The sequence below is a fragment of the Microbacterium sp. zg.Y909 genome, from assembly GCF_024626565.1.
Genome location: NZ_JANJFJ010000175.1, coordinates 1 through 9,093, shown reverse-complemented (window position 1 = coordinate 9,093; position 9,093 = coordinate 1). Strand labels below are relative to the sequence as shown.

Annotated in this window: 8 protein-coding genes; 5 read left to right on the top strand and 3 right to left on the bottom strand. The window is 69.6% G+C overall.

Going from position 1 to position 9,093, the window contains the following annotated elements:
- From pepN to NQ160_RS13125, 4 genes are all read left to right on the top strand, one after another.
- Nucleotides 1–1,710: aminopeptidase N (gene pepN / locus NQ160_RS13140; protein WP_257515672.1), on the top strand; the 1,710-nt coding region annotated here is incomplete at its 5' end.
- A 111-nt stretch (nucleotides 1,711–1,821) separates the two neighbouring features.
- Entirely contained in the window at nucleotides 1,822–2,901 is a 1,080-nt protein-coding gene (locus NQ160_RS13135; RefSeq protein WP_257515671.1) for a mechanosensitive ion channel family protein, read from the top strand.
- Entirely contained in the window at nucleotides 2,898–3,374 is a 477-nt protein-coding gene (locus tag NQ160_RS13130; protein WP_257515670.1) for a globin, read from the top strand. Before NQ160_RS13135 ends, NQ160_RS13130 begins: the two co-directional genes overlap by 4 nt.
- Before the next feature lie 54 nt (nucleotides 3,375–3,428).
- On the top strand, nucleotides 3,429–5,093 hold the full coding sequence (locus NQ160_RS13125) for an FAD-binding dehydrogenase (RefSeq protein ID WP_257515669.1): 1,665 nt from the start codon (nucleotides 3,429–3,431) through the stop codon (nucleotides 5,091–5,093).
- A gap of 9 nt (nucleotides 5,094–5,102) precedes the next feature.
- Here NQ160_RS13125 and NQ160_RS13120 read toward each other — a convergent pair whose 3' ends face one another.
- Nucleotides 5,103–5,774 carry a hypothetical protein gene (locus NQ160_RS13120; RefSeq protein ID WP_257515668.1) on the bottom strand — a complete coding sequence of 224 codons (672 nt, stop codon included), beginning with the start codon at nucleotides 5,772–5,774 and terminating at the stop codon, nucleotides 5,103–5,105.
- Nucleotides 5,775–5,858: 84 nt separating this feature from the next.
- Here NQ160_RS13120 and NQ160_RS13115 point away from each other — a divergent pair, with 84 nt between their 5' ends.
- Complete coding sequence (locus tag NQ160_RS13115; protein ID WP_257515673.1) at nucleotides 5,859–6,707, top strand: acyl-CoA thioesterase; 849 nt, start codon at nucleotides 5,859–5,861, stop codon at nucleotides 6,705–6,707.
- A gap of 48 nt (nucleotides 6,708–6,755) precedes the next feature.
- Here NQ160_RS13115 and NQ160_RS13110 read toward each other — a convergent pair whose 3' ends face one another.
- Both NQ160_RS13110 and ettA read right to left on the bottom strand, forming a co-directional pair.
- The gene (locus tag NQ160_RS13110) at nucleotides 6,756–7,250 is read right to left on the bottom strand and encodes an acyl-CoA thioesterase (RefSeq protein WP_257515667.1); all 495 of its coding nucleotides are present in this window, start codon (nucleotides 7,248–7,250) and stop codon (nucleotides 6,756–6,758) included.
- The gene (gene ettA, locus NQ160_RS13105; protein ID WP_257515666.1) at nucleotides 7,243–8,922 is read right to left on the bottom strand and encodes an energy-dependent translational throttle protein EttA; all 1,680 of its coding nucleotides are present in this window, start codon (nucleotides 8,920–8,922) and stop codon (nucleotides 7,243–7,245) included. The genes NQ160_RS13110 and ettA overlap by 8 nt, the downstream gene beginning before the upstream one ends.
- Nucleotides 8,923–9,093 lie beyond the last annotated feature (171 nt).

Genomic DNA, 9,093 nt, shown 5'->3' with positions numbered 1-9,093 from the left:
TATGTCTTCCGCAGCAAGGTCACCGACGCGGTCAAGGAGCGCCGCGTCGTCACGATCCTGCATGAGCTCGCGCACATGTGGTTCGGTGACCTCGTCACGATGCGCTGGTGGAACGACCTGTGGCTGAACGAGTCCTTCGCAGAGTGGGCGTCGACCATGGCCACCGCCGAGGCGACCGAGTGGACCGAGGCGTGGACCACCTTCAACGCGATGGAGAAGACCTGGGCGTACCGCCAGGACCAGCTCCCCTCGACCCACCCCGTGGTGGCGCAGATCAACGACCTCGAAGACGTGCAGGTCAACTTCGACGGCATCACCTACGCCAAGGGCGGTTCGGTGCTCAAGCAGCTCGCCGCGTGGGTGGGCATCGAGGAGTTCTTCGCCGGTGTCGCGGCGTACTTCAAGAAGAACGAGTGGTCCAACACGGAGCTGTCGGATCTGCTCGTCGAACTCGAGCGCACGAGCGGTCGCGAGCTGTCGACCTGGTCGAAGAAGTGGCTCGAGACGGCCGGGGTGAACACGCTGTCGCCCGAGATCGCGACGTCCGACGATGGGATCATCACGCGGTTCGCCGTGGTGCAGACGGCTCCGGCCGACTACCCCACGATCCGCCCCCACCGGCTGGGCATCGGCTTCTACCGCCTGCAGGGCGATTCGCTGGTGTGTGTGCACCACGAGGAACTCGACGTCGACGGCGACCTCACCGAGGTGCCGCAGCTGAAGGGTCTCGCGCGGCCCGACCTGGTGCTGCTCAACGACGAGGATCTGGCCTACGCCAAGATCCGCCTCGACGAGCACTCCCTTCGCACCGCCATCGCGCACCTGAAGGACATCAGCGACCCGCTGGCCCGCTCGCTGGTGTGGGGCGCGGCCTGGGACCAGACCCGCGACGGTGAGACGGCCGCCAGTGACTACGTCGACCTCGTGCTGCGCAACATCGGCAGCGAGACCGAGTCGACCACCGTGCGCACGACGCTGGGGCAGCTGCAGCTCGCCGCCAACTCCTACGTCACCCCCGCCACCCGCGAGGCAACGCGCGCACGCGTCGCCGACGGTCTGTGGAAGCTTGCGCAGCAGGCCCAGCCCGGCAGCGACAGCCAGCTGCAGTTCGTCACCGCCTTCGCCTCCGCCGCCAGTACAGCGGCGCACACGCAGACCGTGACGGCCCTGCGTGACGGCGAGACGGTGCTCGAGGGGCTGACGATCGACACCGATCTGTCCTGGCAGCTGATGGTGTCGCTCGCCGCCGCCGGCGCGGTCACCGCCGAGGACATCGACGCCGCGCTGGCCGCGGACAACACGGCCAAGGGCGGAGAGTTCGCTGCGCAGGCGCGCGCCGCCCTGCCGACCCTCGAGGCCAAGCGCGCCGCGTGGGCGTCGCTGATCGACCAGGCCGACGCGCCGAACACGATCGTGCGCGCCGCCGCGGCCGGTTTCGTGCACCCCGCCGGACGTGAGCTGCTGTCGGAGTTCGTCGCCCCCTACTTCGACATGCTGCTGCCGATCTGGGAGTCGCGGACCTACCAGATCGCCCAGTACCTCATCGTCGGGCTGTACCCCGCGCCGCTCGCCGACGTGGCGCTGCGTGACGCGACCCGTTCGTGGCTCGCCGATCACCAGGATGCGCCGCCGGCGCTGCGGCGTCTGGTCGCCGAGAACCTCGCCGGAGTCGAGCGCGCGCTCGCGGTGCAGGAACGCGACGCCGAGTAGCAATCCGAGCATGTTCTGACGCCCCGATGCCGCGATGCGGCGCCGGGGCGTCAGTGCGTCCAGGCGTGTGCACACAGCCCGTCCGGATGCGGGATGGGTAGGCTTGGTGCGATGGATGACCCGACGAATCCCGACTTCTGGGCGCAGGTGCTCAAGTGGCTCATCGAGGCGGGTTGGAACCTGCTCACCGTCGCGCTCATCCTCGTGGGCGCGGTTCTGGCGTCGTGGGTGCTGCGCATCTTCATCCGTCGAACGGTGAACCGCATCGTCTCGGGCGCGAAGAGCAAGGCGCGGGTCGACGACACGCAGGCGCTCGAACGCTCGCCGCTGGCCCAGGTGCGGCTCGTGCAGCGCACCCGCACACTCGGCACGATCCTGCAGAACATCGTCAACGTTGCCATCGTCATCATCACCGTGCTGCTGATCGTGCAGGTTCTCGCCCCCAACACCCTCGGCTCGTTCGCATTGCTGTCGGCCGCCATCGGCGCCGGGTTGGGTTTCGGCGCCCAGAACATCGTCAAGGACGTGCTCAACGGCATCTTCATCGTGGCCGAGGACCAGGTCGGCATCGGCGACGTCGTCGATGTGGGGCTCGCGACCGGGGTCGTGGAGTACGTCTCGGTGCGCGTCACCCACGTGCGCGACGTCAACGGCACTCTCTGGTACGTGCGCAACGGCGAGATCACCCGCATCGGCAACATGTCGCAGGGCTGGTCGCGCGTCATCATCGACCTCGCCGTTCCCGTCGACGCCGACGTCGACGCGGTCGAGAAGCAGATGCTCGCTGCGGCCAGGAGTCTGCAGAAGGACCCGAAGTGGCGCACCCGCGTGCTCGAGGACCCCGAGGTCTGGGGTCTGGAGTCCGTCAGCGGGGAAGCGCTCGTGATTCGCCTGGTGATGAAGACGCGGCCCAACGCGAAAGACGACGTGGCCCGGGAGTTGCGCATGCGGCTCAAGCACGCCATCGATGAGATGGGGCTGACACTCCCCCACCTGAACTCCATCACGCTGACCGGCCCCGAGGGCGCCCAGCGCGTGCGCGGCGCCAACCCGCCGATGACGAGGCCCAACCCGGTGTCGAACGATGCCCGCCCGACGTGGAAGCCCAAGCGCACCGGCAAGTCCGGCAGCGGGTCGGGCGACGGCGACGGCTCGGCGCCCCCGCCCTCCGACGAAGAGACGAAGAAATGACGGACGCCGCACCCCGCTCGTTCTACGACGAGGTCGGCGGGCACGAGACGTTCGTCCGGCTCGCCGCGGTCTTCTACCGCGAGGTCGCCGAGGACGATGTGCTGCGCCCGATGTACCCCGAGGTCGACCTCGAACCCGCCGCGCGTCGGCTGGAGATGTTCCTCGCCCAGTATTGGGGCGGCCCCAGCACATACAGCCAGGAGCGCGGTCACCCGCGCCTGCGCATGCGGCACGCCCCCTTCCATGTGAACCCCGACGCCCGGGACCGGTGGCTGGCGCACATGCGCGTCGCCGTCGACGAACTCGGTCTGTCGCCCCTCCACGAGGCGACCCTGTGGGAGTATCTCGACAGGGCGGCGCACGCCATGGTGAACACGTTCGAGCCGACGGGGATCGGTCCGGCTCCGGCCGGCCGCGAGGCGACGGGTCTCTCGGTGGTCGCGCGAAGGCCCGAAGGAAACACGGCGGGCTGAGCGCCGAGGCAGACACCCCGGGCTGTGCGCCCGGCCGACGACGAAGGAGTCGCCATGACCACCGCCACCATCCGCGCCGACGTGCTGGTCATCGGCTGGGGCTTGTCGGGCCTCGTCGCGGCCAGTGAAGCCGTCGCCGCCGGCAAGCACGTCGCCATCGTCGACCAGGAGCCTCGCACCAACCTCGGCGGGCAGGCGTGGTGGTCGTTCGGCGGGCTGTTCTTCATCGACTCCCCCGAGCAGCGCCGTCTCGGCATCCGAGATTCCTTCGACCTCGCCCGGCAGGACTGGCTGGGCACCGCCTGCTTCGACCGCGAGGAGGACGTGTGGGCGCGGCGGTGGGCCGAGGCATACCTGCACTTCGCGCACCATGAGAAGCGCGCCTGGCTGCGACAGAAGGGGCTGGGCTTCTTCCCCATCGTGGGATGGGCCGAGCGCGGCGGCTACACCGCGACAGGACCGGGCAACTCCGTGCCGCGCTTCCACATCACGTGGGGCACCGGGCCGGGGGTCGTGGCGCCCTTCCAGGCTGCGGTCGAAGAGGCGGAGCGGCAGGGCAGGCTGACGATTCTGCCGCGGCATCGGGTCACCGCGCTCACCGTCGCGGACGGCGTCGTGACCGGCGCCACCGGCGACCTGCTCGCGCCATCCGGCGCGGCGCGCGGCACGGCCACCTCGCGTGAGGTCGTGGGGGCGTTCGAGATGACGGCGGGCGCGACGATCGTCACGTCCGGCGGCATCGGAGGCAACCACGAGCTCGTCCGCCGACGCTGGCCGGAACGGCTCGGCACCCCGCCCGTATCGATGATCGCGGGGGTCCCCGCCTACGTCGACGGTCACATGCTGGCGGTGGCGGAACAGGCGGGAGCGCGCGAAATCAACGGCGACCGCATGTGGCACTACGTCGAAGGCATCCAGAACTTCCGGCCGGTCTGGCCGCAGCACGGCATCCGCATCCTTCCCGGGCCGTCGTCGATCTGGCTCGACGCGACGGGCCGGCGCCTGCCGGTGCCGCTGTTCCCCGGCTTCGACACGCTCGGCACCCTGGCCCACTTGCGGCGCACGGGGTACGACCACTCGTGGTTCGTGCTGTCGCGCAAGATCATCGAGAAGGAGTTCACACTCTCGGGAAGCGAGCAGAACCCCGATCTCACGGGCAAGGACGTGCGACTTCTGGTCTCGTCGCGGCTGGCCAAGGGCACCGCCGAGCCCGTGCAGGCCTTCCTCGACCGCGGCGCCGACTTCGTCGTACGCGACACCCTCGATGACCTCATCGCGGGCATGCGCGACCTTCCCGGCGGCGAGGTCCTCGATGCCACGCGGGTGCGCACCGAGGTCGAGGCGCGCGATCGCGAGATCGAGAACGACTTCACCAAGGACGCGCAGATCGCCATGATGCGCTCCGCACGCGCATTCCGCGGCGACCGCCTCGTGCGCACCGCCACACCCCACCGGATCCTCGATCGCTCCGCAGGTCCCCTCATCGCAGTGAAGCTGCACGTGCTCACCCGGAAGTCGCTGGGCGGCATCCAGACCGATCTGCAGTCGCGTGCGCTCGCGGCCGACGGGCAGGTCGTGCCGGGGCTCTACGCGGCGGGCGAGGCGAGCGGTTTCGGCGGCGGTGGCATGCACGGCTACCGCGCGCTCGAGGGGACCTTCCTCGGCGGATGCCTCTTCTCGGGGCGCGCCGCCGGACGGGCGGCTGCCGCAGCGGTCTGAATCCGCCGCTCAGGCCCTGGCGCCGGTCGCGCGGACGGGCGTGAGCCCGGCCTTCACCGGACCGCGCACGAGCACGTGACCGCGGCGCAGACTCAGACGCGTCCACGGCCCGGCGGTGCGCAGCTCGACCGTCTCGGCCCCGCCGATGAAACCGAGGCCGAACGCGGCGAACGCGACGCCCAGCGGCAGCCCGGCCATGGCGGCATCCTGTGCGCCCCACACCGACGCGCGCACGGCGCGCACGGCGTCGTCACCGGCATCTCGCGGCACCGACTCGGCGACGGCGGCGATGCCCCACTGGGCGCGGGTGGCGATCGTCGCGGCATCCAGCGTGCCGGCGGCGTCCCAGCCGCCGCGGGGCGGGGCGACGCCCGCCCACGGAGCCGACACCGCGGCGTCGGGGAGTGTGAGGGCGAGGGGGTCGTCGGAGACGACGAGAGTCGCGGCATCCACAACGATGTCGGTGAGCAGTTCCGGATCCACCGTCGAGGCCCGAAGTCCCAGCACCGTGGGGGTGGAATCGAGCAGTCCGCGGGGGGCCAGCGGCGCGCAGGTCATGACGAGCGTTCCGGATGCCGCCTGCAGCCGCACCGCACCGTCCCCCATCCGCGACGCGCGGGAGGCGAAGGTCGCCGCGTCGGTCGCGGCGCGGTGATCGGGGAAACGGAGGTGGTGCGGCATCGGCTTTAAACTACCAAGCGGCGCTGTGCGCGCCGCGCAGACAGGAGTGAAGTGCCCGATTCGTCCACCGATCCCGTCGCCACGATGCTCTCGGTCATCGACCTGGCGGCGTCCGCTGCCCGCACCACCGAGGACATCTTCACGGGGGCCTCGCACGCGATGCCGAGCGGTCGCGTATTCGGAGGGCAGGTGCTGGCGCAGGCGATCACCGCCGCCGCGCGGACCCTCCCGCCCGAGCGCGTGCCGCACTCGATGCACGGGTACTTCCTGCGCCCGGGCAACGTCACCAAGGGGATCACCCTGTCGGTGGACCGCATCCACGACGGTCGGTCGTTCTCGACCCGCCGCACCCAGGCTTATCAGGAGGGCGTGCCGATCTTCTCGATGATCGCGTCCTTCGAAGACGAGGACCCCGGGGTCGAGCACGGAGCGCCGATGCCGTCGGACGTGCCCGCACCCGAGGACCTCCCCGGTACGGAGGTGCTCGACCCCTCCCGCCACCCGCTGTCTGTGCGGGTACTGGGCGGTGGCCCCATCGAGTGCCGGTACGTGACCTCCCCGATCTACGACACCGTCGAGGGCGCTCACACGCCGCACCAGGCGGTATGGATGCGCACCCGCTCTCCCCTGCCCGACGACCCGGCGGTCCACCGGGCCGTGCTGGCGTACCTGAGCGATCTGACGATTCAGGAGACCGTGCTGCGCGCTCACGGGCTGCCGTGGTCGACGCCGGGGCTCAAGGTGGCGAGCCTCGATCACGCGATGTGGTGGCACCGGTTCGGTCGGGTGGACGAGTGGGTGCTCTACACGCAGGAATCGCCGAGCGCGCGTGGCGGCCGCGGGCTCGCCACGGGCCGCATCCACAGCCGCGACGGCCGGCTGCTGGCCACGGTCGCCCAGGAGATCATGATCCGGGTCCCCGGCGGCAGCTGACGGCCGGCCGCGACGGCCGCGGGTGTTCGGCGCCGTGGCTGCGGTTCTTCAGCGGCGGTGTGCGTAGACGATCGGCTCACCGACGTACGGCGCCCAGGCCTGCCGCATCTCCGTGGTGAGGCGCACGGGGCGGCCGGTGGCGCTGCTCACCATCACCACGACCGCCGTCGAGCGGGCATAGAGGGTGCGCGGCGACTCCCCGAGCGGGCTGTAGACGTCGTAGCAGACGTCGATGCTCGAGCCGCCGAGGCGCCCGATCCACAGCTGCACATCGAGCGGTCGCTGCTGGTAGGGCACCGGAGCGAGGTACTCGATCTCCTGGCGCGCGATGAGGGTCATCGTCTCCGCGCCGGCGCTCAGGCCGGAATCGAGCACGGCGGTCGGAGGACCTTCCATGCCCGCGTCAGGGCGCCAGAAGGCACGAAGGCGAGCCTCCTCGAGCAGCTTGAGCATCGAGGTGTTGTTGACGTGATTGAGTGCGTCCAGATCGCCCCACCGCAGCGGGATGGGGACGTGGATCCGCAAGGGGGCGGCGTCAGTCACGCGTGAGCTTGCGGTACGTCGACCGGTGCGGGTTGGCCGCGTCGGGGCCGAGTCGCTCGATCTTGTTCGCCTCGTAGGCCTCGAAGTTGCCCTCGAACCAGTACCACTGGCCGGGGTTCTCCTCGGTGCCCTCGTACGAGAGGATGTGCGTCGCGATGCGGTCGAGGAACCACCGGTCGTGGGTGATGACCACCGCACAGCCGGGGAACTCCAGCAGGGCGTTCTCGAGCGACTGCAGGGTCTCGACGTCCAGGTCGTTGGTGGGCTCGTCGAGCAGCAGCAGGTTGCCGCCCTCCTTGAGGGTGAGGGCGAGGTTCAGACGGTTGCGCTCACCACCGGAGAGCACGCCGGCCTTCTTCTGCTGGTCAGGCCCCTTGAATCCGAACTTCGACACGTACGCGCGCGACGGGATCTCGATCTTGCCCACCGTGATGATGTCCAGACCGTCGGAGACGACCTCCCACAGCGACTTGTTGGGGTCGATGTTCGAGCGGGTCTGGTCGACGTAGCTGATCTTGACCGTCTCACCGATCTTCAGCTGGCCGCCGTCGAGCGGCTCGAGCCCCACGATCGTCTTGAAAAGGGTGGTCTTGCCGACGCCGTTCGGGCCGATGACTCCGACGATGCCGTTCGGCGGCAGGCTGAAGCTCAGGCCCTCGATCAGCGGACGGCCGTCGAAGCCCTTCTCGAGCTTCTTGGCCTCGATGACGATCCCACCCAGGCGCGGCCCCGGCGGGATCTGGATCTCTTCGAAGTCCAGCTTGCGGGTGCGGTCCGCCTCAGCGGCCATCTCCTCGTAGCGCGCCAGACGCGACTTCGACTTGGCCTGGCGCCCCTTGGCGTTGGAGCGGACCCATTCGAGTTCGTCGGCGAGCCGTTTGGCGAGCTTGGCGTCCTTCTTGCCCTGAACGGCGAGGCGCTCGCCCTTCTTCTCCAGGTACGTCGAGTAGTTGCCCTCATAGGCGATCAGCCGACCACGGTCGACTTCGGCGACCCATTGCGCGACGTTGTCGAGGAAGTACCGGTCGTGTGTGACGGCGATGACGGCGCCCGAGTACTTCTGCAGGTGCTGCTCGAGCCAGAGCACGCTCTCGGCGTCGAGGTGGTTGGTGGGCTCGTCGAGAAGCAGCAGGTCGGGCTTCTGCAACAGCAGCTTGGTCAGCGCGACACGGCGCTTCTCGCCACCGGAGAGGTTCGCCACCGAGGCGTCGGCCGGGGGCGTGCGCAGGGCGTCCATCGCCTGCTCGAGCTGGGAGTCGAGGTCCCAGGCATCCGCCGCGTCGATCTCCTCCTGCAGCGTGCCCATCTCCGCCAGAAGCGCATCGAAGTCGGCATCGGGGTCGGACATGAGCGCCGAGATCTCGTTGAAACGGTCGACCTTCGCCTTGATGGCGATGCCCTCCTGGATGTTCTCCAGCACCGTCTTGGACTCGTCGAGCTCCGGCTCCTGCATGAGGATGCCGACGGTGAAGCCGGGGGTGAGCTTCGCCTCGCCGTTGGAGGGGGTGTCCATCCCCGCCATGATCTTCAGGATCGTCGACTTGCCGGCGCCGTTCGGTCCGACCATGCCGATCTTCGCGCCCGGCAGGAACGACATGGTTACGTCGTCCAGGATCAGCTTGTCGCCGACCGCTTTGCGGGCACGGACCATCTGGTAGATGTACTCAGCCACGGGGGTAAACGCTCCTTAGATGCGCGGGAATCGGATGCTCGAGAGCATCGTCGCGCGGCGACAGGACATGCGAGAGGTCCTCAGCCGCACCCGGTCAAGTCTACGGGGCGTTCTGGTCGGCCCCGCCCGGGGCGCCGGGGGCGCCCGGGACCGCCGAACTCACCAGTCGAT